We start from the raw sequence: 26,121 nt of genomic DNA, 5'->3' as shown, positions 1-26,121 counted from the left end.
TCTTCGCCGAGGGCGGCCGTTCTGAGCCGCCCGGCCGGGACTTGCGCCTTCGCCCCTCTCCCCCCATACTCCGCCCCCCATGGCCCGCGTCACCGTCGAAGACTGCCTCGAGCTGATTCCCAACCGCTTCGCCCTCACGATCCTCGCCGCCCGCCGGGCTCGGGCGCTGCTGGAGGGCAAGGGCACCGCCCAGGTCGTCTGCGACAACAAGCAGGCCGTGACCGCCCTCCGCGAGATCGAGGGCGGCCAGGTCCGCTACCAGGAGCAGATCACCGGCGTCATGCTCGACTTCATCGAGGAGCAGCGCCAGAAGCTCAAGCTCACCAGCAACGACAACACCTTCCTCGAGGCCGCGGCCTTCAGCGTCATCGAGGGCGAGGAGGAGTCGGAAGAGGGTGACACCATCCCCGAGCTCACGGCGGACTTCGAGAAGGTCGGCATGGCCCCCGAGACCACCGAGGGCGACGAGAACGTCGACGTCGAGGAGACCGAGACCGAGACCGAGGAAGCCGGCGAAGAGGAAGAGGAGCTGGGCCCGGCCCCCGACCTCGACGACGCCGCCGGCCTCGAGGATCTCGACGACGCGGGCCTCGACGACGAGGAGCTCTCCGGCGGCGAGGCCGAAGAGGACGACGAGTAGCGAGGAGCCCGTGCGATCGTCCGGCCCGAGCTCGCGCCGCAGCACCGCAGGGGTGCTCGTCGCGCTGTTCGGGCCGCTCCTGCTTCTTGCGAGCTGCGTCGACAAGACGCCGCCGCCGCTGTGGCCGACCCCGCCGCCCCCGCCGATGGCGACGCCGATCGGGGTGACCGAGCGGCGCGCGAGCGCCGGGGGCGGGCAGGGCAGCGAGCATGAAGAAGGATCCATGAAGCCCGAGGTCGCCGCCCCGGCCGTCGACGCTCCTGCGGCCCACGAGCCCGAGACCTCGCCGCAGCAGCAGGGAGCGCTCGGCCCCTGGCAGCCCGCGCGCACGCATCGCTGAGGCCGCGCGGTCCCGCGTTTTGTGCTACCGATCCGGCGTTCTGCCATGACGCCGCCTTTTCGCAAGATCCTGGTCGCCAACCGCGGTGAGATCGCCCTGCGCGTGTTCCGAACCTGCGCCGAGCGTGGGATCGCCACCGTGGCCGTGTACAGCGACGCCGACCGCGACGCCCTGCACACCACGATGGCCGACGAGTCGGTCCACATCGGCGCCGCGCCGGCCGCCGAGAGTTACCTGCGCGTCGACCGGATCCTCGCCGCCGCCAAGGCGACCGGGGCCGAGGCCATCCACCCCGGCTACGGCTTCCTCAGCGAGCGCGCCTACTTCGTCGAGGCCTGCAAGCAAGCGGGCGTGGTGTTCATCGGCCCGAGCGCGCACGCGATGAACGTGATGGGCGACAAGGCCGGCGCCCGCAAGGCGATGCGCGAGGCCGGCGTGCCGGTGGTCCCGGGCTTCGACGACATCGCCGACGCCGAGCAGGCCGAGGCCGCCGCGCGCGAGATCGGCTTCCCGGTGATGCTCAAGGCCTCGGCCGGCGGCGGCGGCAAGGGCATGCGGATCGTGCACGACGCCGCCGAGCTGCGGCGGGCCTACGAGGGCGCCGCGCGCGAGGCCAAGGCCTCGTTCGGCGACGATCGGATGCTGATGGAGCGCGCGGTGCTGAACGCGCGCCACGTCGAGATCCAGCTGATGGCCGACCAGTACGGCGAGACCGTCTACCTCAACGAGCGCGACTGCTCGGTCCAGCGGCGGCACCAGAAGGTGATCGAGGAGAGCCCGAGCCCGAGCCCGCAGATGACCCCCGCGGTGCGCCAGGCCATGGGCGAGGTGGCGGTGCGCGCGGCCAAGGCCGTCGACTACACCGGCGCCGGCACCGTCGAGTTCCTGTTCGAAGAGACAGCCAAGGGCCCGCGCTTCTACTTCCTCGAGATGAACACGCGGCTGCAGGTCGAGCACCCGGTGACCGAGGCGACCTGCGGGCGCGACCTGGTGTGGGACCAGATCCGCGTCGCCGCCGGCCAGCCGCTCGGCTACACCCAGGCCGACGTCGAGCTGCGCGGGCACGCCGTCGAGTGCCGCATCTACGCCGAGGACCCGCGCAAGTTCCTGCCCTCGCCGGGGCTCGTGCGCCTGGTCCGCTGGCCGGTCGGCGCCAACATTCGCATCGACACCGCCGTCGCCTCGGGCAGCGTCGTCTCGCGCTTCTACGACCCGATGATCGCCAAGATCACCACCTGGGGCCCCGACCGCGCCGCCGCGCTGGCTCGCATGCGCGAGGCGCTGCGCGACACCGTCGTCCTGGGCATCGAGACCAACCTCGCGTTCCACTTGCGCTGCTTGGGCGAGCCCGACTTCCTCGCCGGCGACTTCTCGACCCGCTACATCGACAAGCACCCCGACCTCGTCGCCGAGCACGTCCCGAGCGAGGCCGACGCGCGGGCGATCGCTGCGGCCGCCGCGGTGCGGGCCGCGGACTCGCTGTCGCGTGGTGCGTCGACTCAAGGCGGCGAGGCCGACGTGTCCGCCTGGCGCCGCTCTGTCCGCTGGCGCGGCTGACGGCGGACGACCGTCGAGCACGATCTTTCTGCGCGGTCGCGTGAGCTAGGCACCCGGCGGCGGCGATGGATCCGGCCGCGCTTTTTTGCCATACCACGGGCCCGTGGCATCAAGTCGCGGGAAGCACACCAAGTTCATCTTCGTCACCGGCGGCGTCGTTTCTTCGCTGGGCAAGGGGCTGTGCGCGGCGTCGATGGGGGCGCTGCTCGAGGCGCGCGGGCTCAACATCGGCCTGCAGAAGCTCGATCCGTACCTCAACGTCGACCCCGGCACGATGAACCCGACCCAGCACGGCGAGGTGTTCGTCACCGACGACGGCGCCGAGACCGACCTCGATCTGGGTCACTACGAGCGCTTCGTCTCGCACCGGATGTCGCGCCACAGCAATTATACTTCGGGACAGATCTACGAGGCCGTGATCCGCAAGGAGCGGCGCGGCGAGTACCTCGGGCAGACCGTCCAGGTCATCCCGCACGTGACCAACGAGATCCGCAGCTGCATCCTCGCCGCGGCCGAGGGGCTCGACCTCTTGATCGTCGAGATCGGCGGGACCGTCGGCGACATCGAGAGCCTCCCGTTCCTCGAGGCGATCCGGCAGCTGCGGCTGACGCTCGACCCGCGCGACACCGTGTTCGTGCACCTCACGCTGCTCCCGTTCATCCGCACCGCCGGCGAGCTCAAGACCAAGCCGACCCAGCACTCGGTGATGAAGATGCGGGAGATCGGCATCCAGCCCGACCTGCTGGTGTGCCGCTCCGAGCAGCCGATCAGCAAGGGCACGCGCGACAAGCTGGCGCTGTTCACCAACGTGCGGGCCGACAGCGTCATCTCGCTGCCCGACCAGGACATCATCTACAAGGTCCCGATGGTCCTGCGGGCCGAGGGGCTCGACGACAAGATCTGCGAGATGCTCAACATCTGGAGCCGCGAGCCGCCGCTCGAGGAGTGGCGGCGGATCGTCGACACGCTCGAGCACCCGCAGCACCGGGTCTCGATCGGCATCGTCGGCAAGTACGTCGACCTGGCCGAGAGCTACAAGAGCCTGCACGAGGCGCTGGTCCACGGCGGCCTCGCCTGCAACGCCGCGGTCGACATCGTCTACGTCGACGCCGAGCAGATCCAGGCCTCGGGCGCCGAGGCGCTGCTCGGCGGGCTCGGCGGCGTGCTGGTCCCGGGCGGGTTCGGCTCGCGCGGCAGCGAGGGCAAGATCGCCGCGATCCGCTACGCCCGCGAGCGCAAGATCCCGTACCTCGGCATTTGCCTCGGCATGCAGATGGCCGTCTGCGAGTTCGCGCGCCACGTCGCCGGCCTCGCCGGGGCCCACAGCACCGAGTTCGACCCCTCGCTCGACGGGGCCGTGATCGCGCTGATGGCCGAGCAGGAGGACGTGGCCGACAAGGGCGGGACGATGCGGCTCGGCGCCTACGACTGCGACCTCGCCCCCGGCAGCCTGGCCGCGCGGATCTACGGTCGCAGCCGGATCTCCGAGCGCCACCGCCACCGCTACGAGGTCAACAACCGCTACCGCGACCGGCTCGAGGCCAGCGGGCTCGTGCTGTCCGGTCGCTCGCCGGACGGCACCCTCGTCGAGATGATCGAGCTGCCGCAGGACCGGCACCCGTTCTTCGTCGGCTGCCAGTTCCACCCCGAATTCAAGAGCCGGCCGACCGCGCCGCACCCGTTGTTTACGGCGTACATCGCCGCATCTTTGCAGTACCAGCGCGAGCGCGCCTGAGGACCCTGGCGGCTCGGTCCGGGGCGCGCGCGGCCCCGGAGAGACGGGCCGGCGTTTGCGCTGCAATTCGAGGCGCGCCGCCAAATCAACGGCGCGTCACCGCGTGCGAGCGTGGAGGTGGGTGCTGGGGCCACCCGCCTCGTCGCCGTTGGTTCCAGGTGTACGCTCTGCTAAATTACCGGTTTAGCGAGACGAGGGACCATGGCACTTCAGATGCGCCAAGACCTGCGGATGAGCACGCAGCTCGTGATGACGCCGCAGCTCCAGCAGGCGATCAAGCTGCTGCAGTTGTCCCGACCCGAGCTGGTCGACCTGGTGCGCAGCGAGCTGATGGAGAACCCGTTGCTCGAGGAGGCGCACGAGATCGGGACCAGCGCCGAGGAGCCGGTGAGCTCGGTCGAGCTGCAGGACGCGGTCGACGCGCCGCAGCAGGAGGCGGCGGGGGGGGAGCCGGATCGCAGCGCTCCCGAGGTCAAGGTCGACGAGGTGCCGAAGGAGGGCGCCGACTGGGAGGCCTACGCCGACTCGATGGAGTACTTGCCGCCGTCGGCGGGGAGCACGACGCGCACCAACAACGAGGACGAGGAGGGCCCCTCGATCGAGGCGACCCTGACCCGCGCCGAGACCCTCGCCGAGCACCTGATGTGGCAGGTCCGCCTGTCGAACTTCGGCGAGACCGGCGAGGAGGTCGCCGAGTACATCGTGCGCTGCCTGTCGCCCGCGGGTTACTTGCAGGAGAGCGCCCCCCAGATCGCGCGCAAGCTCGGCGTGTCGACGCTCAAGGTCGAGATGCTGGTGCGGAAGATCCAGCAGCTCGACCCGGTGGCGATCGGCTCGCGCAACCTCGCCGAGTGCCTGTGGGTGCAGGCCAATCACCCCGAGCACCCCGTCGAAGACCCGTTGGTGCGGGCGATCATCGCCAAGCACCTGCACAACCTCGAGATCCGCAACTACCAGGCCGTCGCGCGCGACACCGGCGAGGCGCTCGAGGAGGTCTACGAGGCCACCAAGGTCATCATGGGCATGGACCCGCGGCCGGCGCGGGCCTACGGCGTCGAGGCGCCGCAGTACATCACGCCCGACGTGTACATCATCAAGGTCGGCGACGAGTTCGTGGTCACGCTGAACGACGACGGCCTGCCGCGGCTGCGGATCAGCGGCCTCTACAAAGAGGCCGTGGGGGAGCACCCCAAGGCCAAGGAGTACATCCACGAGCGCATGCGCTCGGCGCAGTGGCTCATCCGCTCGATCCAGCAGCGCCAGCGCACCATCGTCAAGGTCACGCGCAGCATCCTCAAGTTCCAGCGCGAGTTCTTCGAGCGCGGCCCGCAGCACCTGCGGCCGCTGATCCTCAAGGATGTCGCCGAGGACATCGAGATGCACGAGTCGACGGTCTCGCGGGTCACGACCAACAAGTACGTCCACACCCCGCAGGGCATCTTCGAGCTCAAGTATTTCTTCAACGCCGGCATCAGCCGCACCACCGGCGACGACCTCGCCAGCGAGGCGGTGAAGGAGCGGATCAAGAAGCTCATCGACGCCGAGGACGAGGCTCATCCGTACAGTGATCAGCGCCTCGTCGAGCTCTTGCAGGAGGAAGGCATCGACATCGCCCGGAGGACGGTCGCCAAGTACCGCGAGCAGCTCGGCGTGCTCTCCAGCGCGAAACGCCGTAAGCTCTTTTAAGCCCAATTTGCCTGGCCTTTCCTGGCCTTGCGGTCAGACAATCAGAAGACGCCGGCCACGGCCGGAGCCAAACCCACCAAGAAGGTGCCCGATCGATGCAGACTCACTTCGTTTTCCGCCAGATGGAGTCTTCAACCGCCCTGCGCGGCTACGCCGAGGAGCGCCTCGAGAAGATCAAGCGCTACTTTGCCGAGCCGTTGCGGGTGAGCTGCACGTTCACCGTCGACAAGGTGATGCACATCGCCGCCTTCGACGTCACCCTGCGCAACGGCCTGCAGCTGCACGCGCAGGAGTCGACCGAGAACATGTACTCGTCGGTCGACATGGCGCTGGCCAAGATGGAGCGGCAGGTGCGGCGCTACAAGGCGCGGATCAAGCACCACAAGAGCAGTGAGGGCCGTTCGGCCAAGGTCCGCCTCGGGGTCATCGCCGCCGAGAGCATGGTCGACCAGATCGTCGAGGAGGAGGACGCCGCCGCCGAGGCCGCCGCGACCGTCGCCGCCCTCAACAACGGCAACGGTCACGCCAAGCCGGAGTCGCGCCCCGTCATCATCCGCCAGACCGAGGTCACGACCGAGCGCATGACCGTCGACGGCGCCATCATGCAGATGAACCTGCTCCACAAGCAGTTCTACGTGTTCACCAACGCCGGGTCCGGCGAGATCAACGTCGTCTACGTGCGCGAAGACGGCAACTACGGCCTGATCGAGCCCAACGGCACCGAGGCCGAGGCCGCCGCCGCCACGTGACCGGCCGCGCAACGCGCCCCGGCGGGCTCTCGCGCCCGCCGGGCGGCCCCTGCTAAACTGCGCCCATCATGCGCAGAGACGCCTCGATCGAGGTCGGCAAGTTCCTCGACGCCGCCGCCGAACCGCTCCAGCTGACCTTGCTGTCCGACTGGGGCGAGCTCGACCGCAAGATCACGAGCATGCGGATCCAAAAGCCCGGGCTCGCGCTGTCCGGCTTCGTCAAGCACGTCTTCCCCGACCGGATCCAGGTCCTCGGCCTCACCGAGATCGACTACCTGCTGAGCTGCTCGCCGGAGCAGGCGAGGGCGGGCCTCGAGGCGTTCTGCAGCAAGCCGCTGTGCTGTCTGGCGATCTCCCGCGGCCTCGACCCGCCCGACTTCCTGATGGACGTCGCGCGCCGCCACGGCGTGCCGGTGCTGCGCAGCCCGCTCATGAGCTCGGTCTTCATCTCGCGCCTGACGCGAAAGTTGGAGGATCTGCTGTCGCCGCGGGCCACCATCCACGGCGTGCTGATCGACGTGCTCGGCGTCGGGCTGCTGCTGATCGGCCGCAGCGGCGTCGGCAAGAGCGAGGCGGCGCTCGACCTGATCCTCAAGGGGCATCGCCTGGTCGCCGACGACATCGTCGAGGTCTCGGTGCGCCCGCCCGACACGGTGTGGGGCGCGGCCCTCGAGATGCACCAGCACCACATGGAGATCCGGGGCCTCGGGATCCTCAACATCACCCACCTGTTCGGCGTCGCCGCCGTCCGCGACAACAAGAAGATCGAGGTCGTCGTCGAGCTCAGCGAGGCCCAGGAGGAGGACTACGACCGCCTCGGCACCGAGCCGCAGGTGTGGCCGATCCTCGGCGTGGATGTCCCGTTGGCCAGGATCCCGCTGCGGCCGGGGCGCAACATCGCCTCGCTGATCGAAGTCGTCGCCCGCAACCAGGTGCTGAAGTTCCGCGGCCACGACTCGGCGCGCGAGTTCCAGGAGAAGATCAACGCCCGGATCGCCGCCAGCGCCCGCGGCGCCAACATCCGCGGTCCCGGCCCCGACGTCCCGGTGCCGACCCCGCGCGCCAGCTCCGGCGCCGTGCCTTCCCCCGAGGTCGAGTAGTCGTGGAGCTGCTCGTCGTCACGGGCATGAGCGGGGCGGGCAAGTCGACCGCGCTGGCGGCGCTGGCCGACATCGGCTTCTACTGCGTCGACAACATCCCGGTGCTCTTGCTGCCGCAGCTCGTCGAGCTCCTGGCCGCCGAGGAGGCGACGCGGCGGATCGCCGTCGGCATCGACGCGCGCGAGGTCGGCCACCTCGGCGCCTTCGCCAGCGTCCACCTGCAGCTCGTGCAGGCCGGCCACCGCGTCGAGATCTTGTTCCTCGACGCCCCCGACGACGTGCTCGTGCGCCGGTTCGCCGAGACCCGCCGGCGCCACCCGCTCGGCGAGCTGCCGGACGCGATCACCGACGAGCGCGCGGGCTTGCGCTCGCTGCGGGCGCGCACCACCGCCACCATCGACACCGGCGGCCTGCGGGCGCGCGAGCTCCGGCAGATGATCCGCGACCGCTACAGCGCCGCCTCGGTGCTCCACCTCGTGCTGACGTCGTTCGGCTTCAAGACCGGCCTGCCGAGCTTCGCCGACCTCGTGTTCGACGTCCGCTTCCTCGCCAACCCCTACGACGTCGCGACCTTGCGCCCGCGCACCGGCCTCGACGCCGAGGTCGCCGCCTTCGTGCTCGGCCAGACCGACGCCACGGTGCTCCTCGACCACCTCGAGGGCCTGCTCCGCTTCGTCGTCCCGCGCAGCGTGCGCGAAGGGCGCTCTTACCTCACCGTTGCGCTCGGCTGTACCGGCGGGCAGCATCGTAGCGTGGCCTTGACGGAAGCCCTCGCGCAACGGCTGTCCGCGGGCGAACCGCTGTCGCGGCCGCCGCCGCAGCTCATCATCCGCCACCGCGACCTCCCGGAAGCGGCGGCCAAGGAGACGGTCCATGCCTGAGCAGGTCGGCATCGTCCTCGTGGGACACGGGCGCAGCGCCAGCGCCTTGTTGGAGGCCGCGCGCGGCGTGTGCGGCGAGACGGCGCTGGCCGACGTCATCGCCGTCGACGCCGGCCGCGGCGAGACCGACGACCTCAAGACGCGCCTCAAGGCCGCGCTCGCGGCCGCCGAGCGCGGCCGTGGCGTCCTGATGATCGCCGACGCCTACGGCGCCAGCCCGTGCTCGTGCGGGATCCGCGAGGCCGCGGCGCCGCCCGTGGTGCTCAGCGGGCTCAGCTTCAACATCCTGCTCAAGCTCGCCAGCCTCGATCGCGCCACGCTGTCCCCCGAGGAGCTCGCGCGCACCTGCGCCGACTCCGCCAAGCGGGCCCTCGCCGTCCACGTCCCGTCGCCCGCGCCCGCCAAGGAGAGCACCGCATGAGCAAGCAGATGCAGGGTGAGTTCGAGATCGTCAACAAGCTCGGGCTCCACGCCCGGGCCGCGAGCAAGCTGGTGAACCTGGCCAACAAGTTCAAGTCCGACGTCTGGATCGCGCGCGAGGGCACCGAGGTCAACGCCAAGAGCATCCTCGGCGTGCTCATGCTCGCGTGCGGCCAGGGCAGCCGTGTCATGCTTCGCGTCGAGGGGGCCGACGCCACGCCGGCCTTCGACGCGCTGAGCAAGCTGATCAAAAACGGGTTCGGAGAGCTGTGAACGACGGAGCGGAGAGCGCCGCCTTCTCGGGCTTGTTTCGCCAGGCCGACCTCGGCCTGCGCCGCGAGATGGACGGCGCGGCCGCCAGTCCCGGCGTCGGCATCGGCCCGGCCTACGTCGTCGATCGCCGGCGCGTCCACGTCCTCCACACCCACATCGACCGCGACCGGGTCGAGGCCGAGATCGAGCGCCTGCACGAGGCCCTGCGCGCGTGCCGGCAGCAGATCGAGGTCGTCAAGAGCCGGCTCCCGCACGGCGAGCACCGCCAGATCTTGAAGGCGCAGCAGATGATCCTGCGCGACCCGGATCTGATCCAGCGCACCGAGACGCTGATCCGCGAGGAGCTCGCCAACGCCGAGTGGGCGCTCACCACCGTCACCGACCAGATCCTCGAGGTCCTCGGCAACGCCGACGACAACTACTTCCGCGAGCGCGGCAGCGACCTCACCTACCTGATCGAGAACGTGCTGCAGGCGCTGCTCGGCGAGCACGGCGACGAGATCGATCCGCCGGCCGGTTCGGTGGTGGTGGCGCAAGACCTCAGCCCCGCCGACACCGCGCGGATGCACCGCTGCCAGGTCGCCGGGCTCGTGACTGGCGTCGGCGGCAAGACCTCCCACAGTGCCATCATGGCGCGCTCGCTGCAGATCCCCGCGGTGGTCGGCGTCGACGACGTCCTGGCCGCGGTCGACGCCGGCGACCTCATCGTCGTCGACGCGGTGCGCGGACGCATCATCGTCCGGCCGACGCCCGAAGAGGTCGCTCACTTTCAGGCCGAGCGCGAGCGCCACCTCGCCTTCGAGCAGAAGATCCGCAAGGAGCACGCCTTCCCCGCCGTCTCGCTCGACGGCTTGCACGTGCGCGTGCGCGCCAACATCGCCATCTCGGAGGAGCTCGACCTCGCCCTGCGCCACGGCGCCGAGGGCGTCGGCCTCTACCGCAGCGAGTACATGTTCATGAACCGCGACACGCTCCCGAGCGAGGAGGAGCACTACCGCATGGCGAAGCACGTCCTGCGGCGCTGCGCCCCCTACACGGTGGTGTTCCGCACCTTCGACCTCGGCGCCGACAAGCCGACGAAGCTGCTCGAGCTCGAGGATGAGCGCAACCCGGCCATGGGCATGCGGTCGCTACGGCTCGCGCTGCGCGAGCGCGACATGTTCCTCGCCCAGCTCCGCGGCTTCCTCCGCGCCGGCGTGCACGGTCCGCTGGCGATCATGCTGCCGCTGGTGGGCGGCGTCGACGAGCTCGGCGCCGGCCTCGACGCGATCGAGGAGGCGCGCGATCAGCTGGCCACCGCCGGGGTCGCGCACGCCGACGACATCGACATCGGCGTCATGATCGAGACGCCGGCGGCGGCCCTCACCGCCGAGCACTTCGCCCGCCGCGTCGACTTCCTCAGCATCGGCACCAACGACCTCATTCAGTACACGCTGGCGATCGACCGCGAGAACGAGGCCGTCTCGTACCTCTACCAGCCGATGCACCCGGCGATCCTCCGCCTCATCAAGGAGGTCGCCGAGGCCGGCGCGCGCAACCACGTGCCGGTCAGCCTGTGCGGCGAGATGGCCGCCGACCCGCGCTACACCTGGGTCTTGCTCGGCCTCGGCGTCGCCGAGCTGTCGATGCACCCGAGCGCGATCCCCGTCATCAAGCACATCATCCGCTCGTCGAAGACCGACGACATGAAGGAGCTGGCCGAGCGCGTGCTCAAGGTCGACTCCGCCAGCGAGGCCGACGAGCTGGTGCTGGCGACCATGCGCGCGCGCTTCCCCGAGCACCTCCGCCACGGCTGCAGCGAAGGCGAGGGCGGACCGTGAGGGCCCCGGGCTATCAGCCCGTCGTGCCCGACCGTTCGCGGCTGGTGTCGCTCGACTTCGGCCGCCTCTACCTCCGCGATCTCGGCCCTGCCGGCGCGACCTCGGCGGCTCTCGCTGCCGGTCCGCCGCTCCTGCTGATCCACGGCCTGCTCGTCTACGGCTATGCCTTCCGCGCGCTGGTCCCCGAGCTCGCGCCCACGCGGCGGCTCCTGATCCCCGACCTGCCCGGCGCCGGCGACAGCGACCGCCCGCCGCCGGTGCACTGCGCGGGCTACAGCCCGACCTGGCTCGCGCGGGTCTTGCTGGCGCTGCTCGACGACCTCGGGATCGCGCAGGTCGACGTGCTCGGCCACAGCTGGGGCGGCGCGATCGCGGTCTGCCTCGCCGACGCCGCGCCCGAGCGCGTGCGTCGCCTGCTGCTCGTCGACGCCACCTGCTTCGCCATGCCGCTGCCGCTCGAGGGCCGCCTCGCGCTGGTCCCCGGCGTCGGCCCGTATGTCTTCAAGAACCTGTACCGAAGGGCAGCTCTGGCCCACTACCTCGCGCGCGCGCTGGCCGACCCGACCCGGCTCGGCGACGACGACCTCGACCTCTACTGGGACCGGCTCGCGCGCACCGGCGGACGCGAGGCGGCGTACGCGATGTTGACCCAGCTCGCCAACGACGAGCGCATGGCCGCCATGTTGCCGCGGCTGAAGGCCCTCTCGTGTGACACGCTCGTCATCTGGGGCGAGCGCGACGCCATCGTCCCGCGCGAGCACGCGGGGCGCCTGCGCGACGCCATCCGCGGCGCGGAGCTCGTGTGGGTCGAGGGCTGCGGCCACGCCGTCGCCGAGGAGCGGCCCGCGGCGCTGACGGCGCTGGTCCGTGAGCACCTCGGCGCGACGGCCTGATACCATTCGAGGGTGTCTGCGTCACGCCCCGGCCGCGCGCGGTGGTTCGCGTTGGGGTGCCTGTTGCTGCTCACGCTGGTCGCGACGGTCGCGGAGGCGGGCACCCGCGATCAGCGGTGGCGCACCCTCGAGACCGAGCACTTCGTCGTTCACTACTACCAGGGCAACGAGGTCGCGGCCGAGCGGGCCGCGGCCACGCTCGAGCGGGCCCACTCGCGGCTCGCCCCCGACCTCGGCCACAGCCCGTACCTGCGCACGCAGGTGATCCTCACCGACGACACCGACTCGTCGAACGGCAGCGCCTCGGTCGTCCCGTACGCGCACATCAACGGCAACGTCACCGCGCCCGAGTCGATGTCCGTGCTCGAGAGCTACGACGACTGGCTCGACGTGCTGCTCACCCACGAGTACACGCACATCGTCCACATCGACACGATCCACGGCATCCCGCGCCTCGTCAACGCGCTGCTCGGCTTCGGCGTGCTCGGCAAGGTGTGGCCGCCCAACGGCGCCCAGCCGCGGTGGTTCATCGAGGGCCTGGCGACCTACGAGGAGTCGCGCCTGTCGTCGCAGGGCCGCCACCGCTCGGCCCAGTTCGACACCATGATGCGCATGCACGTGCTCGAGCACGGCTTCCAGCCGATCGACCGCGTCTCGTCGCCCGGCACGATCTTCCCCAACGTCACTACCGTCTACCTCTACGGCCTCCACCTCGTCGACTACATCGGCACCCGCTACGGCCACGACAAGCTGCGCGAGCTCAGCCACACCTACGGCGGCCAGGCCCTGCCGTACGGGATCCACCGCGCCGTCTCGCGGGTCCTCGGCGTCAGCTTCGAGCAGCTGTGGAAGGAGTTCGAGCTCGACATCACCCGCCGCTTCCAGGCCCAGGCGCGGGCGATCCGCGGCCGCGGGATCCGCGAGGGCCGCCGCCTCACCTTCACCGTCGCCTCCGAGGCCAGCAACGCGTTCACGCGTCGGCCCTTCTGGTCGGCCGACGACCGCATGATCTACTTCTACGACGACGACGGCCACTCGAACCCCGGGATCCGCCGGATCTCGAGCCGCGGCGGCCGGATCCGCGAGGGCGTCGGCGTCGGCCGCCAGGGCCAGAGCACCGACATCGAGCGCGTCGTCGAGGTCCAGGGCGCGACCACCGGGTCTTTCCTACCTGGCGGAAAGGACATGGTCTTCGAGCAATGGTCGCTCCACGACCTGCGCTACTCGTGGAACGACCTCTACCTGTGGCACGGCGAGCAGGGGGCCCCGAACGCCCGCCAGGGCCCGGCCGACACCGAGCAGCTGACCTTCGGCCTGCGCGCCCGCGACGCCCAGGTCGCGCCCGACGGCCGCACCGTCGTGTTCGTCCGCAACGACGCCGCCCAGTCGCGCCTGGCCTTCCTCGACCTTCACACGCGCGAGGTCACCGAGGTCGCCCCGCTCGAGCGCACGCAGCAGGTCTACACCCCGCGCTGGTCGCCCGACGGGCGCAAGGTCGCCTACTCGATGCACCGCGCCGGCGGCTACCGCGACCTCTACGTCTACGACCGCGAGGCCGGCACGCACACGCGGCTGACCGCCGACCGCTGGCTCGACATCACCCCCGCGTACTCGCCCGACGGCCGCTGGCTGCTGTTCTCGTCCGACCGCGACCACGTAATCAACGTCTACGCGATCGACCTCGCCACCGGCCGCACGCACCAGGTCACCAACGTCCTCGGCGCCGCCTTCGACGCCGTCGTCAGCCACGACGGCACCCGGATCGCCTACATCGGCGCGAGCTCGACCGGATATGACCTCTGGGTCATGAAGTTCGACCCGAGCAGCTTCCTCGAGCCGCTGCCGACCGTCGACGACCTTCCGGCGGCCGACGAGCCGACCCCGCCGCTGCCCGAGGACCGCGGGCGGCCGGCCAGCGCCCGCAGCACGCGCTACAAGCCGATCCGCACCATGTACCCGCGAGCCATCGCCCCGGCCTCGCTCGACCTCGGCGGAGCCGGGCAGGGGCTCGAGCTCGGGGCCAAGCTCGAGATCGCCGACGTCGTCGGCTACCACCGCCTCACCGGCGTGTTCCGCCAGTTCGTCGACCACCAGCAGCCGACCGGCTCGGTCGAGTACACCTTCGCTCGCCTGGTCCCGACCTTCCGCTTCGCCTTCCGCCGCGACTTCCGGATCCACGACAGCAGCCAGCGCTACAGCTACGACAACATCTCGGCCGACGGCAGCTTCCAGCCGTACGCACAGAAGGGCTACCGCGAGCGCCAGACCGCGGTGCGCGCCGGCATCGACGTGCCGATCGTGCGCCACGCGATCCACAACGCCAGCGCCAGCCTCGACTACGTGTTCACCCGCTTCCGCGACCTCGACCGCGACCGCGAGCGGCTCGACCCCAACGCCCCCGCGAGCACGCCGCCGGCCGCCGGCGACCTCGGCCGCGTCGACCTCGAGCTGCGCTACAGCAATCTCCGCAGCGTCCGGTACGGCTACGGCGACGAGACCGGCCGGGCCGCGAGCGTGCGCCTGTCGGTGGTCGACCCGCACCTCGGCGGCCAGTACGGCGACATCCAGGTCGGCGCCGCGTACACCGAGCGGATCCGGATGCCCTGGCGCGGCCACCAGGTGCTGGCGCTGCGGATCGGCGGGGGCGCCTCGGCCGGCGGCCTCGGCCGGCTCGGCGGGTTCCGCCTCGGCGGCCTGCGCGACCAGCCCGACGTCATCCAGTCGTTCCTCCGCCGCGAGGCCTTCGGTGAGGCCGGCTACCTGCGCGGGTTCGCCTGGCGCTCGCTGCCCGGCGACTACTACGCGGTGGTCAACACCGAGTACCGCACCCCGCTGGTCGACGTCGAGCGCGGCATGAGCTCGCTGCCGCTGTACCTGCGCCGGCTGACGATGATCCCGTTCGCCGACGTCGGCGTCGCCTGGACCGAGCGCCTCACCCGCGAGGCCCTGCGCTGGAGCCTCGGCATGTCGCTCGTGTTCAGCTTCCGGATCGGCTACCGCGACACCATCGACCTGTTCTTCACCTACGCCCACGGCTTCGCCCAGCGCGGGGACGTCAATTACTTCCGGGCGCTGATCGCCCGCAGTTTCTAAAAGACATGTCCGCCTGGGCATGCGAGAAAGGCCATGTCCCGAAGGGCATGGCCTTTCGAGCATGTTCCCACGTTCAGGGTCGCAGCGACGTCTCGCTCGGGTCGTCGAGCACGCTCGGCAGCTGGGGCCCGGCCTGCGGCTCGGGCTCGCGACGGGCGGGCGTGCTCGCCAGCGGGCGCGGCGCCTCGACCGGCTCCTCGACGGCGGGCTTGGCCTGCGCGGGCGCGGGCGGCTCGGGCGCGGGCGCGGGCGCGGCGGGCGTCGCCGCGAGCACCGGCGCGGGCGCGAACGCGGGCGCGGACTCCATCTTCTTCTGCGTCGGGAAGCGCAGCGGCTGGCTGGGGACGGGCAGGGGCGACATCGGATCGCCGCGGCCCTTCCAGCGGGCCACCGCCGCCATCACCCGCTCGTCGCGGCGCTGCGCCAGCTCGCCCTGCGGCGTCCCGTCGGGCCCGCCCAGCAGCTCGCCGACGATCAGCTCCGTCACCAGATCGGCCGGATCGTCGGCCGCGTGGTCGAGCATCCGGCCCTCGTAGCGCGGGCGATCGCGGTCGATCGCCGCCGCCGCCGTGGCCCCGCGGATCGCCGCCACCGCGTCGCGCAGCCCGGCCTCGATCGAGTCGGCGTGGCCCCGCCGCACCCGCAGGCCGGCGACCACCGCCCGCACCCGCGCGTCGATCCCCGGGTCGGCCGCGAGCGCGCGCAGCAGGTTGTCGTAGGCCTGCGGATCGGCGGCCGCCAGGCGCGAGCGGGCCTGCAGCGCGTAGTCGCCGAGCGGGCGGAACACCAGATCTTCGCCGTGCTCGACCGCCACGCTGCGGTCGCGGATCGCCGCCTCGACCTCGCGGCCGTCGAGCTTGACCAGGCTGCAGGCGCCGGCCGGCGTGGTCGCCAGCCACGTCCACACGTGGGCCCGCAGCGTCGGCGAGTCGGCCCGCAACAGCGTGGCGATCGCGGCCGGGCTCGCCCCGGACAGCGCCTTGTCGATGCGCACCAGCTCGCGCTCGGTCAGCAGGTCGACCGCCTGCGCCTGGGCCACCGCCTCGAGCGGCCGCCGCGGCAGGCCCGACAGCCGGATCGCCTCGTCGGCCGGCAGCGTGCCCTCGCGGGCCACCTGGCGCGGCTCCGGCTCGGCCTCGTCGGCGGCGGTCTCGAAGAAGTAGGCCATGTCGGCCCACGAGAACTCGCGCAGCGTCGCCCGCGTGCGGTCGAACTGCTGCGCCGGCGCGGCGCCCAGGCCGGCCGCGCAGCTGCTCGCCGCCGTCGGCCGCGGGCCGGTCGCCGCCACCCCCTCGTCCTCGTCCTGGCTGGCCTTTCGGCGCTGTTTCTTCGGACCGGTCTTTTTCACCATGTCGGAAGAGTCAGCCACCTGCGCCGGCGCCGGGGCCTCGTCGGCCTCCCGCTCGCGCGCCGCCGGCGCAGGGATCGGCTCGCGCGTGACCACGGCCGGGGTCTGGCGACCGGATGGAGCCGCGTCCAGCTTCTCGCGGTCGGCGTCGCTCGTCGCCCCGTGGACCTCGCGCCGCGTCTCGGCCCGGGCGCGGCTGGTCCCGCGGGCCGCGGTCGCCTCGACCGGGCGGTTCGTCGCCGGTGCAGCGGACGGGCGAGCCGTGCCGCGCGTCGCGGTCTCGACGGCCTGGCTCGGATTCTTGGCGGTCGGCCGGGCGGCGCTCGTCGCCGTCCCGGCCTGCCGCGTCGGCTTGCGGCGGTACAGCTCGCGCAGCGCCGCCGCGTCGCGGCCGTCGATCACGTCGGCGCGCTTGCTCGCCGGTCCGCGCCCGTCGACGGCCTCGGTCCGCCGTGACTGCGTCGTCGCATTCGGCCGGGCGGGGGCCGTCGTGCCCGATCGCACATGCGTCGCCGCCGGCTCGCCGCCTGGCCTTTTCACCATGTCCTGGCGGCCAGCCGCGGCCGGGCCGGCCGGCTTCGTCGCCGCCTGGCTCGGTCGGGCCGGCGCCGGGGTCGTCGCCGCCGGCCGGCCTGCATCGGCCTTCTGGCGCCCGGCGGCGGCCGTCGCCGGCCGTTGTGTGGATCCGCGCGTCGCCGTCGTGGCGGTGCTGGCGGAGGCCGGAGGCGCGAGCAGGGCCGCGAGCAGGGCGGCGCAGACGAACAGCGACGGACGGGCGGACATTGGCCGGACCCTACGAGTCCGGGCGGCGGAGGGCAAAAAAAGGGCTGGCTGCCGCGACAACCGCCGCGGTGCGCGCCGCGCGACGCTGGCGTACAATCGCGCCGCTGATCATGCACATGCCTGCGCTCGATCCAGACCGCACCTCTGTCCGTAAGGAGAGCCGCCATGGCTGAGGCGGGCGACCGATTCGGGCTCGTCGGCACCCTCGTCGCCGACAAGTACTTCATCGAGCGGGTGGTCGGGGAGGGCGGCTTCGGCATCGTCTACCGGGCGAATCACCGGATCTGGGACGAGCCGGTGGCCGTCAAGTGCTTCACGGCGCTGTCGAACGCCCCGGTCGAGATGCGCGAGGAGCTGCTCGAGGCGTTCGTCCGCGAGGGCAAGCTGCTGACCGCGCTGTCGAGCCGGACCACCGGCATCGTCCAGGCGCGGGACATCGGCACGCTCACCACCCCGGGCGGCGTGTGGCTGCCGTACATGGTGCTCGAGTGGCTCGACGGCCGCCCGCTCGAGTCGTGGATCGGCCACGACGACGGCAAGGCCCGCTCGCCCGAGCGGAGCGCGCTCGAGACCTTCAACCTCATGGACGGCTGCGCCCGCGCGCTCGCGCTGGCCCACGCGCGCGGCGTCGCCCACCGCGACATCAAGCCGGCCAACTTCTTCGTCCTCGGCGACACGCTCGCGCCCGGCGTCGTCATCAAGGTCCTCGACTTCGGCATCGCCAAGGTCATGCAGAGCCAGGCCCGCACGGCGATGCAGGCCACCGGCACGCAGATCTCGAGCTTCACCCCGACCTACGGCGCGCCCGAGCAGTTCGACCGCAGCTACGGCGCCACCGGGCCGTGGACCGACGTCTATCAAATGGCGCTCGTGCTGGTCGAGATCATGCGCGGCGGCCTGCCGGCGCTCGAGGGCGAGCAGTTCATCCAGTTCGCGTTCGCGACCCAGAACACCCAGCGGCGCCCGACCCCGCGGACCTTCGGCATCACCACCAGCGACGCCGTCGAGGCGGTGTTCCAGAAGGCGCTGGCGGTCAAGGTCGTCGACCGTTACGCCAACATGGGCGAGTTCTGGACCGGCCTCGCCGCCGCGCTCGAGCTCAAGGAGTACCCGGCGATCCAGGCCGGCGAGACCGCGATCGGCCAGACCGTCGTGCCCGAGGGGCAAGGCGGCGGCCTCAAGACCCGCCGCTCCGGCGAGCTGCTGGCGCAGCAGCCGGTGCTGACGATCTCGGCGCCGCCGACCCCGGCCTCGCCGCCGGTCCCGGCCACCGTCGTCACCCCGCCCGCGCCGACGGTCAAGCCGATGGCCGCCGGTGGGATCGCGGCGATCGTCGGCGCCCTCGTGGCCGTCGGCGCCGCCGTGTTCGTGGCCACCCGCGGCGGCGGCGAGGCCGAGAAGCCGCCCGAGCAGCCGCCGCCCGTCGAGGCCAAGAAGGTGATCGAGGAGCCCAAGCCCGAGACGAAGGTCGAGCCGCCCGCGCCGCCGACCTCGTGCCCCGAGGGCATGGCCTACGTCACCGGCAAGAACTTCTTCATGGGCACCGAGTCGGAGAAGCCGGTGCTGGCGCTGGCCCGCCCGCTGCACAAGGTCGAGATCCGGCCGTTCTGCATCGACATCTACGAGGTCACGACGGCCAAGTACGAGGAGTGCTCGGACCAGGGCGAGTGCAAGCGGGCCTACCGCGACAGCTTCTGGCCGCAGGGCGCGAGCAAGCGGGCCGACTGGGAGAAGGCCAAGACCGCCTACTCGACGCTGTGCAACGCCGGCAACCCCGAGCGCAAGGAGCACCCGATCAACTGCATCACCTGGGCCCAGGCCGACGAGTACTGCCGCGTCCACGGCAAGCGCCTGCCGAGCGAGGCCGAGTTCGAGTTCGCCGCCCGGGGCTCCGACGGCCGCGTGTATCCGTGGGGCGACGGCGCCCCGAGCCCCGAGCACCTCAACGCCTGCGGCACCGAGTGCGTGGCGTGGCGCAAGCAGAAGGGCCTGCCGCCGGTCGAGCCGATGTACCCCGCCGACGACAAGTTCGTCGGCACCGCGCCGGTCGGCAGCTTCCCCGGCGGCAAGACCGAGAACGGCCTGTTCGACCTCGTCGGCAACGTGTTCGAGTGGACCGCCGACCGCTTCGAGCGCTACCCGACGACCGAGGGCGAGCCGGCCCCGCCGATGCCCGGCAACAACCGGGTGATCCGCGGCGGCGCCTTCAACAGCTCCGAGCCCGAGCACACCGACCCGGCGCTGCGCTTCCCCAACGACGCCGACGCGCACACCCACGGCATCGGCTTCCGCTGCGCCGCCGACCCGCGCTGACGGCACCAATCACATGTCCCGCGGGACAGGTCCGGAACGCCTGTCCTCGGGGCCATGTCTCACGGCCGAGTCCGCTCGCCTGACATGTCCCTGAGGACATGTCGGCCGGCCCGCGTGCGCAGGCGCAGGTCGCCCCGGGCCTCGCCGGCCGCCGCGGGCGCCGGGACCGGGTCGACCGGACGCTCGCTTGTGGTAGAACCCGCAGCGTGAGCACTAACGCGCGTCCTCAAGGCGGCCCTGGCAGCGTCTTCCTCATCGACGGCAACAACTTCATCTTCCGCGCCTTCCATGCCATGCCGAGCCTGAGCGCGCCGGGCGGCGTGCCGATCAACGCCGTGCACGGGTTCGTCCGCATGATCCAGGCCATGCGGAAGGAGTTCCAGCCCGAGGTCTTCATCGCCGTGTTCGACCACAGCGAGAAGAGCTTCCGCAACGAGCTGTACCCGCCGTACAAGGCGCACCGCCCGCCGATGCCCGAGGATCTGGTGCCGCAGATCCCGCTGGTGCGCCAGGCCACCGCCGCCCTCGGCCTGCCGGTGATCGAGGTCCCCGGCGTCGAGGCCGACGACATCATCGCCTGCTACGCCCTGAACGCGCAGAAGGCCGGGCGCTCGGTCGTCATCCTCTCGACCGACAAGGACCTCATGCAGCTCGTCGACGCCGGGGACGCCGCCCGCAAGCCGATCCTCATGTGGGACTCGATGAAGTCGAAGCTGATCGGCCCGGCCGAGGTCGTCGAGAAGTGGGGCGTGCCGCCGTCCAAGCTCGTCGACCTGCTCGCCCTCACCGGCGACAGCTCCGACAACGTCCCCGGCGTGCCCGGCATCGGCCCCAAGACCGCCGCCCAGCTGCTGGAGGAGTTCGGCGACCTCGAGGGCCTCCTCAGCGGCGCCGCTTCCATCAAGCAGGTCAAGCGCCGCGAGGCCCTGCAGGAGCACGCCGCCAACGCGCGCCTCAGCCGGCAGCTCGTGCAGCTCCGCTGCGACGTCCCGCTGCCGCGCCCGCTCGACGAACTCGTCGACCGCGGCAGCGACCAGGCCACGATGGAGGCGTTCTTCGCCCCGCTCGGGTTCAAGAGCCTGCTCGGGCTCAAGAGCAAGGCCGCCGAGGTCAAGCCGCCCGAGGGCCCGCTCGAGCTGCGCCCCGGGGCCCCGCTCACCCTCGACAAGTCGCGCTACAAGGCGCTCACCACCGAGGCCGAGCTTGTCGCCTACGTCGACGCCGTGCTGAAGGGGAGCAGCAGCCTCGCGCTGCAGATCGTCGTCGACGTCGCCGACTCGATGCGCGCCGCGCTGGTCGGCGTCGCCCTGGCGCCGGGCGGCGAGGGGGCTCCGGCCCCGGCCTACGTCCCGGTCGCGCACGAGGGCGACGCCTTGCTTGTGAAACCTGTCCCGAAGGACGTCATCGGCGCCCAGCTGCGGCGGCTGACCACCGGCGCCCTGCCGCTGGTCGCCCAGGGGTCCAAGTTCCAGGCGATCGTGCTGCGCCGCCACGGCGTCGAGCTCGGGCCGCTGGTGATGGACCCGAAGCTCGCCTCGTACACCCTCGACCCCGCGCGCGCCTCCCACAACCTCACCGAGCTGGCCAAGGACCTGTTCGCCTACACCGCCGGCGTCCAGGAGGACGTGCTCGGCAAGGGCAAGAAGGCCGTCACCTTCGCCCGCGCCCCGGTCGACCGCACCACCGTCTACGCCTGCGAGCGCGCCGAGCTGGCCTTGAAGACAGGTGCGCACCTGCGCCCGCAGCTCGACGAGTCGACCGCCCTGCGCGCGCTGTTCGACGAGCTGGAGATGCCGCTGGCGCGCGTCCTGCAGCGCATCGAGGAGACCGGCGTGCGCGTCGACGCCGGCGTCCTGGCCGAGCAGGGCGAGGCCATGGGCGCCGACATCGCCGCCTTGCGGGCCCAGATCGCCGAGCACGCCGGCTACGACCTCAACCCCGATTCGCCCAACCAGCTGCAGAAGCTCCTGTTCGAGGACCTCGGGCTCGAGGCCGGGCGCAAGACCAAGACCGGCTTCTCGACCGACGCCGCGGTGCTCGAGGAGCTGGCCGCCTATCACCCGGTGGTCGGCCTCATCCTCGAGTACCGCGGCCTCACCAAGCTCAAGGGCACCTACCTCGACTCGCTCCCGAACGAGATCAACCCGGTCACCGGGCGCCTGCACACCAACTTCCGCCAGGCCGTGGCGCAGACCGGCCGCCTGTCGAGCAAGGACCCCAACCTGCAGAACATCCCGATCCGCAGCGAGGTCGGCCGGCGGATCCGCGAGGCCTTCGTCGCCGGGCCGGGCAAGCTGCTGGTCGCGCTCGACTACTCGCAGATCGAGCTGCGGATCTTGGCCCACCTCTCGGGCGACAAGAACCTGGTGTCGGCGTTCCGCGACGGCGTCGACGTCCACCGCCGCACCGCCGCCGAGGTGTTCGGCGTCGCCGAGCAGGACGTCACCGCCGAGCAGCGCCGGATCGCCAAGGCCGTCAACTTCGGCGTCATCTACGGCCAGTCGGCGTTCGGCCTCGCGCGCCAGCTCGGCATCCCGCGCGGCAAGGCCGGCAGCTACATCAAGGTGTACTTCGAGAAGATCCCCGGCGTGACGCGCTACATGGAGGAGCTGATCGACGTCGCCAGCGCGCGCGGCTACGCCGAGACCATCTTCGGCCGCAGGCGCCGGATCCCCGAGCTCGCGCGCAAGGGGGCCGCCCGCGGCTACGGCGAGCGGATCGCCCGCAACACGCCGATCCAGGGCAGCGCCGCCGACATCATGAAGCGGGCGATGATCGCCGTCGACGCCGCGCTGGCCGACAAGCCGTGGGCGCAGATGCTGCTGACCGTCCACGACGAGCTCATCTTCGAGTGCGACGCCGGTCGCGTCGACGAGCTCATCGCCGTGGCGCGTCCGCTGATGGAGGGCGCCGCGGGCGACAAGCTCCAGGTGCCGCTGCAGGTCGAGTCCGGCCACGGCCCGAGCTGGGCCGCCTGCAAGGGCTGAACGCCGTCAGGCCGCGGCCATGTGGGCCGCGGCCTCGACGGTGGCGATGAAGCCGTCCGGGTCGTGGAGCGAGAGGTAAAGCTCGCGACATCGCCAGGGGAAGGGCGCGCGAACGCGCTGGGGCCGGTTGAAGTGGACGCAGACCACGCCTTCGAGCGAGCCGATGAGGCCGACGCGACCGCGGGCGCCGAGCCGCAGACCGAGGCCGCTCCACCACGGCCAGGTCGAGCGGCTCACGTGCTCGATCTGCTCGAGCGCGAAGCTGCCGCGGAACAGCACGCCGAACTCGACCTCGACGTGCCCGCCGCCGACATGCACCGCCGCTCGCTCCCCCGAGGCCCGGAGCGGAAACAGCAGGGGGCGGAGGAGGGGCGTGATGCGGATGGGGAAGTCCATGGCCAGGGTCAACCATAGCATCGGCGTGCGAACCCGGCCGCGCGAGTGATAACGTCGAAGGCATGATCCCCACGCCCTCGCAGGCGGCGGCCCTGCTGCGCGCCGCGCCGATCCCGGCCGCGCTCCGCGAGATCGCCCAGATCCTCCACGACGCGGGACACGAGGCCGTGCTGGTCGGCGGCGCCGTCCGCGACGTGCTCCTCGGCCGGCTCCACGGCGACTGGGACCTCGCCAGCAGCGCCACGCCCGAGGAGGTCCAGACGCTGTTCAAGAAGACGATCCCGACCGGCGTCGCCCACGGCACGGTGACCGTCGTCCATGGCCGTGGCCCCAACAAGGTCCACGCCGAGGTCACGACCTTCCGCGGCGAGGGCCGCTACGAGGACGGCCGCCGGCCCGCCGAGGTCAGGTTCCTCCGCGACCTCCGCGAGGACCTCGCGCGCCGCGACTTCACCATCAACGCGTTCGCCTGGAACCCCATCCGCGAGATCTTCACCGACTGCTTCGACGGCCTCGGCGACCTCGGCCGCGGGGTCATCCGCGCCGTCGGCGACCCGGCCCAGCGCTTCCAGGAGGACGGCCTCCGGGCCATGCGCGCGGTCCGGCTGTGCGCTGTCCTCGAGTACAGGCTCGACCTCGACACCGCCGCGGCCATCGGCGGCGCCCTCGACGTCCTCGACAAGGTCAGCCGCGAGCGCGTCCACGTCGAGCTGTTCAAGCTGCTGGCGGCCGCGCGGCCGATCCTCGGCCTCCTGCCGATGGCCGAGACCGGCATCTGGCCGCGCGTCCTCGCCCCGCTCGAGCGCGAGGAGCAGCTCGCCGCGATCGAGCACATCGAACGCCTGCCGCGCGACCCGGTGATCCGCCTGGCCCGACTGTTGTGGCCGCTGCGCGCCGACAAGGCCGTGATCGAGAAGGTCATCGACAACCTGCGCCCGAGCCGGGACGAGCGCGCGCGGGTCCTCGCGCTCACGAACCCCGCGCTGGGGCCGCTGGCGCACACGCACGACCCGCTGCAGATCCGGCGGATCCTCGCCAAGCTGGGCCGCAAGTACGCCGCCGACGCCGCGGCCCTGCACGCCGGCGAGTGGGCCCAGGCGGTCACGATCGAGGAGGCCATCCGCGGCGCGCCGCTGGCGATCGGCGAGCTGGCCATCCGCGGCGACGACCTCGTGCGCGAGGGCCTGGCCACCCCCGGCCCCCAGATGGGCAAGACGCTGGCCGACCTGCTCGACTGGACGCTCGAAGATCCGCGCCGCAACACCCGCGATCGACTGCTGGCGCACCTGCGCGGCGCAGGGTAGCGAGCGCGCCGCGGGGGCAGGGCATTCTGTCCCTCGGGCCGTATGAAGCGCCGTCATGCCTGGCCGGGCCGGCAGGCGCTTGGTTCATAGGTCTGAAGGGACATGTTTGAACGGATAGGCCGAGAGCCGGGGCGCCTGGGGGGGGAGGGCAGTGTCCGCGGAGCGGGGCGGGAGCTCCTGTTCCGCAGATCCCATGAAGCGCCGTCATGCCTCTCGCTGGGCGGCAGGCGCTGGGTTCATATGTCTCCGGGGACATGTTTGGGGGCCCGGGCGGGCGCGGTGAGATCGTCCTTGCCGCGTCGCCGCGCGGGGGATGAGCATCCGATACAGCGCCCGGCATGTCGGGCTCGTGGCCCTCGAGGTCGGACATGGGGGCGCGCATGCGAGGCAGCTCGCGGCAGGTGTTGCGGGGCGGGAGCATCGAGGTCGGACACACGGGCGCGCCTGCGAGGCATATGCGAGGCAGCGGCAACAGGTATCGGAGGCGGGGGCCGCGAGGTCAGCGTGCGCGCGCCATCGCGGCGGACCGCTGCAGCCCACGACGCGGGGGCGCTTCTTCCTCGCGCAGCGTCCTGGACGCCTCGGTTCCGGCGCGCGCGTGGCCTTCGGCGTCGCATGCGAAGGGCAGATGCGTCCTGGCGACGAGCGTCGGCGTCGTCACCGCAGGGCGGACGCGCGGAGCACACTGGCGCGTCCTGGGCCTCGGGGGTACGCTGGTGGCCATGCGCGGTGTCCGGGCGGTCGCCTGTGGGCTCGTGGTGGCGCTCGGCGCCGATTCGGCGGCGGCGAAGCCGACCCAGGGTCCGGTCAGCGAGAGCGTCCTGTGGAGCGACAACCTCGCCGGTTACGCCGACCAGCGCGCCGCCGCGGGGGACCACGCCGGCGCGGCCGACTTCTACTTCCGCGCCCACGACCGCCTCACCGGCAGCGCCACCCCGCAGCGATTCCTCGGCAGCGCCCACGAGCCGCTCGAGAAGGGCGTCAACGCGGCCGGCGCGGCCCAGCTCGTCGATCCCGCGCGCACCGATCTGCTGTGCGCCGCCGACCTCCGGCTGGTCCGGCACGCGCGGCTGCTCGAGTCGGCCGACGTGCTCACGCCCGCGGCGGTCGCCCTGCTGCGCGGGGCCCGGTCCCGCATCGACGCCCGCCTGCGCGACGCCGGGGCGGTCTGCACCAACCCGACGGCCGCGGTGCCGGCCTCCGTCGCCCTCAGCGTGGTCGTCAGCTATCCCGAAGGACATGTCCTTCACGACCGGCTCCTCGAGCCCGGCGCGCTGGCCCGCGCCGCCCCGCAGGGCGCGCCCTACGTGCCGGCCATCCCGCCGCGCTCGGGCAAGCGCGGCAAGCTGTGGACGAACCTCGGCGTCGCCTTGATGGCCGGCGGCCTGCTCGTGGTCGGCCTCGGCGTCGGCCTGGCCGGGCGCGAGCGCGACGCCTCGGCCGCGCTCAGCATCGTCACCGGCGCCACCGCGTTCACCGTCGGCATGCCGATGCTCATCATCGGCGACAAGCGCCGCCGCGCCGCCGCCCTCGCGCTCGGCGGCCGCGGTCTGTCGGTCGCGTTCTAGCGCGCGTCCGGGGGGACCTCTGGCTCGGCCGTGTGCCGGCGGGGGAGGCGTCGAAGACGGGCCGCGCCCCTGCATCGCGCGGCAGATGGCGCGCTGCGGATGTTCCTCCGCGGCGGGCCCGGGCGATGAGTCGGCCTCGCACGAGCGAACATGTCCTTGTGATCATGGCCTTCAAGGCATGCACGAGCAGACATAGCCTTTTAAACATGTCCTGCCGGCCATGCCGCCGCCCGGC

19 protein-coding genes are annotated in these 26,121 nt (G+C 71.9%); 17 read left to right on the top strand and 2 right to left on the bottom strand.

What is annotated here, in order from left to right; translation table 11 throughout:
* Window positions 1-79: 79 nt before the first annotated feature.
* From rpoZ to NAEX_RS02705, 13 genes are all read left to right on the top strand, one after another.
* Window positions 80-640: a DNA-directed RNA polymerase subunit omega gene (gene rpoZ, locus NAEX_RS54330; RefSeq protein ID WP_096325966.1), complete on the top strand. Its 561-nt coding sequence runs from the start codon at window positions 80-82 to the stop codon at window positions 638-640.
* A gap of 10 nt (window positions 641-650) precedes the next feature.
* The gene (locus tag NAEX_RS02760; protein ID WP_143140402.1) at window positions 651-980 is read left to right on the top strand and encodes a hypothetical protein; all 330 of its coding nucleotides are present in this window, start codon (window positions 651-653) and stop codon (window positions 978-980) included.
* 45 nt (window positions 981-1,025) lie between these two features.
* Window positions 1,026-2,537, top strand: coding sequence for an acetyl-CoA carboxylase biotin carboxylase subunit (locus NAEX_RS02755; RefSeq protein WP_096325964.1), 1,512 nt, complete (start codon window positions 1,026-1,028; stop codon window positions 2,535-2,537).
* A 103-nt stretch (window positions 2,538-2,640) separates the two neighbouring features.
* Window positions 2,641-4,272 carry a CTP synthase gene (locus tag NAEX_RS02750; protein WP_096325963.1) on the top strand — a complete coding sequence of 544 codons (1,632 nt, stop codon included), beginning with the start codon at window positions 2,641-2,643 and terminating at the stop codon, window positions 4,270-4,272.
* Between the two features lie 201 nt (window positions 4,273-4,473).
* Entirely contained in the window at window positions 4,474-5,958 is a 1,485-nt protein-coding gene (rpoN, locus tag NAEX_RS02745) for an RNA polymerase factor sigma-54 (RefSeq protein WP_096325962.1), read from the top strand.
* Between the two features lie 95 nt (window positions 5,959-6,053).
* A complete protein-coding gene (gene hpf, locus NAEX_RS02740) occupies window positions 6,054-6,707 on the top strand; it encodes a ribosome hibernation-promoting factor, HPF/YfiA family (RefSeq protein ID WP_096325961.1) in 654 nt (217 codons plus the stop codon).
* A 68-nt stretch (window positions 6,708-6,775) separates the two neighbouring features.
* Window positions 6,776-7,807, top strand: a complete 1,032-nt coding sequence (gene hprK, locus NAEX_RS02735; RefSeq protein ID WP_096325960.1) for an HPr(Ser) kinase/phosphatase — start codon at window positions 6,776-6,778, stop codon at window positions 7,805-7,807.
* A 2-nt stretch (window positions 7,808-7,809) separates the two neighbouring features.
* On the top strand, window positions 7,810-8,688 hold the full coding sequence (rapZ, locus tag NAEX_RS02730) for an RNase adapter RapZ (RefSeq protein ID WP_245913593.1): 879 nt from the start codon (window positions 7,810-7,812) through the stop codon (window positions 8,686-8,688).
* Window positions 8,681-9,109 carry a PTS sugar transporter subunit IIA gene (locus tag NAEX_RS02725; RefSeq protein ID WP_096325959.1) on the top strand — a complete coding sequence of 143 codons (429 nt, stop codon included), beginning with the start codon at window positions 8,681-8,683 and terminating at the stop codon, window positions 9,107-9,109. Before rapZ ends, NAEX_RS02725 begins: the two co-directional genes overlap by 8 nt.
* Window positions 9,106-9,381: an HPr family phosphocarrier protein gene (locus NAEX_RS02720; protein WP_211302344.1), complete on the top strand. Its 276-nt coding sequence runs from the start codon at window positions 9,106-9,108 to the stop codon at window positions 9,379-9,381. The genes NAEX_RS02725 and NAEX_RS02720 overlap by 4 nt, the downstream gene beginning before the upstream one ends.
* Window positions 9,378-11,201, top strand: coding sequence for a phosphoenolpyruvate--protein phosphotransferase (gene ptsP, locus NAEX_RS02715; protein ID WP_096325958.1), 1,824 nt, complete (start codon window positions 9,378-9,380; stop codon window positions 11,199-11,201). The genes NAEX_RS02720 and ptsP overlap by 4 nt, the downstream gene beginning before the upstream one ends.
* Before the next feature lie 23 nt (window positions 11,202-11,224).
* Window positions 11,225-12,094 (top strand): alpha/beta fold hydrolase, encoded by an 870-nt coding sequence (locus NAEX_RS02710; protein WP_170135396.1) that lies wholly within the window; start codon window positions 11,225-11,227, stop codon window positions 12,092-12,094.
* A 12-nt stretch (window positions 12,095-12,106) separates the two neighbouring features.
* Window positions 12,107-15,187, top strand: coding sequence for a PD40 domain-containing protein (locus NAEX_RS02705; protein WP_143140401.1), 3,081 nt, complete (start codon window positions 12,107-12,109; stop codon window positions 15,185-15,187).
* Between the two features lie 73 nt (window positions 15,188-15,260).
* Here the strand turns inward: NAEX_RS02705 and NAEX_RS47215 are convergent, their stop codons facing one another.
* Window positions 15,261-17,318, bottom strand: a complete 2,058-nt coding sequence (locus tag NAEX_RS47215; protein WP_100792870.1) for a hypothetical protein — start codon at window positions 17,316-17,318, stop codon at window positions 15,261-15,263.
* A 165-nt stretch (window positions 17,319-17,483) separates the two neighbouring features.
* Here NAEX_RS47215 and NAEX_RS02695 point away from each other — a divergent pair, with 165 nt between their 5' ends.
* Both NAEX_RS02695 and polA read left to right on the top strand, forming a co-directional pair.
* Window positions 17,484-19,631 carry a bifunctional serine/threonine-protein kinase/formylglycine-generating enzyme family protein gene (locus NAEX_RS02695; protein WP_096325955.1) on the top strand — a complete coding sequence of 716 codons (2,148 nt, stop codon included), beginning with the start codon at window positions 17,484-17,486 and terminating at the stop codon, window positions 19,629-19,631.
* A 206-nt stretch (window positions 19,632-19,837) separates the two neighbouring features.
* Window positions 19,838-22,618 carry a DNA polymerase I gene (gene polA / locus NAEX_RS02690; protein ID WP_170135395.1) on the top strand — a complete coding sequence of 927 codons (2,781 nt, stop codon included), beginning with the start codon at window positions 19,838-19,840 and terminating at the stop codon, window positions 22,616-22,618.
* A gap of 6 nt (window positions 22,619-22,624) precedes the next feature.
* Here polA and NAEX_RS02685 read toward each other — a convergent pair whose 3' ends face one another.
* The gene (locus NAEX_RS02685) at window positions 22,625-23,014 is read right to left on the bottom strand and encodes a hypothetical protein (protein ID WP_096325953.1); all 390 of its coding nucleotides are present in this window, start codon (window positions 23,012-23,014) and stop codon (window positions 22,625-22,627) included.
* A gap of 62 nt (window positions 23,015-23,076) precedes the next feature.
* Between NAEX_RS02685 and NAEX_RS02680 the strand changes: the two genes are divergently transcribed.
* A complete protein-coding gene (locus NAEX_RS02680; RefSeq protein WP_096325952.1) occupies window positions 23,077-24,318 on the top strand; it encodes a CCA tRNA nucleotidyltransferase in 1,242 nt (413 codons plus the stop codon).
* Between the two features lie 722 nt (window positions 24,319-25,040).
* On the top strand, window positions 25,041-25,886 hold the full coding sequence (locus NAEX_RS02675; protein WP_096325951.1) for a hypothetical protein: 846 nt from the start codon (window positions 25,041-25,043) through the stop codon (window positions 25,884-25,886).
* Window positions 25,887-26,121: the final 235 nt, after the last annotated feature.

Source organism: Nannocystis exedens, from assembly GCF_002343915.1.
GTDB lineage: Bacteria > Myxococcota_A > Polyangia > Nannocystales > Nannocystaceae > Nannocystis > Nannocystis exedens.
The sequence above is the reverse complement of the archived record's forward strand: the minus strand, read 5'-3'. Positions and strand labels throughout refer to the sequence as shown.

What these genes read in the sequence shown, in the direction of transcription:
- rpoZ (WP_096325966.1), top strand. Translation starts at nt 80, where the DNA reads ATGGCCCGCGTCACCGTCGAAGACTGCCTCGAGCTGATTCCCAACCGC.
- NAEX_RS02755 (WP_096325964.1), top strand. Translation starts at nt 1,026, where the DNA reads ATGACGCCGCCTTTTCGCAAGATCCTGGTCGCCAACCGCGGTGAGATC.
- rpoN (WP_096325962.1), top strand. Translation starts at nt 4,474, where the DNA reads ATGGCACTTCAGATGCGCCAAGACCTGCGGATGAGCACGCAGCTCGTG.
- hpf (WP_096325961.1), top strand. Translation starts at nt 6,054, where the DNA reads ATGCAGACTCACTTCGTTTTCCGCCAGATGGAGTCTTCAACCGCCCTG.
- hprK (WP_096325960.1), top strand. Translation starts at nt 6,776, where the DNA reads ATGCGCAGAGACGCCTCGATCGAGGTCGGCAAGTTCCTCGACGCCGCC.
- NAEX_RS02725 (WP_096325959.1), top strand. Translation starts at nt 8,681, where the DNA reads ATGCCTGAGCAGGTCGGCATCGTCCTCGTGGGACACGGGCGCAGCGCC.
- NAEX_RS02720 (WP_211302344.1), top strand. Translation starts at nt 9,106, where the DNA reads ATGAGCAAGCAGATGCAGGGTGAGTTCGAGATCGTCAACAAGCTCGGG.
- NAEX_RS47215 (WP_100792870.1), bottom strand. Translation starts at nt 17,318, where the DNA reads ATGTCCGCCCGTCCGTCGCTGTTCGTCTGCGCCGCCCTGCTCGCGGCC.
- NAEX_RS02695 (WP_096325955.1), top strand. Translation starts at nt 17,484, where the DNA reads ATGGCTGAGGCGGGCGACCGATTCGGGCTCGTCGGCACCCTCGTCGCC.
- NAEX_RS02685 (WP_096325953.1), bottom strand. Translation starts at nt 23,014, where the DNA reads ATGGACTTCCCCATCCGCATCACGCCCCTCCTCCGCCCCCTGCTGTTT.
- NAEX_RS02680 (WP_096325952.1), top strand. Translation starts at nt 23,077, where the DNA reads ATGATCCCCACGCCCTCGCAGGCGGCGGCCCTGCTGCGCGCCGCGCCG.
- NAEX_RS02675 (WP_096325951.1), top strand. Translation starts at nt 25,041, where the DNA reads ATGCGCGGTGTCCGGGCGGTCGCCTGTGGGCTCGTGGTGGCGCTCGGC.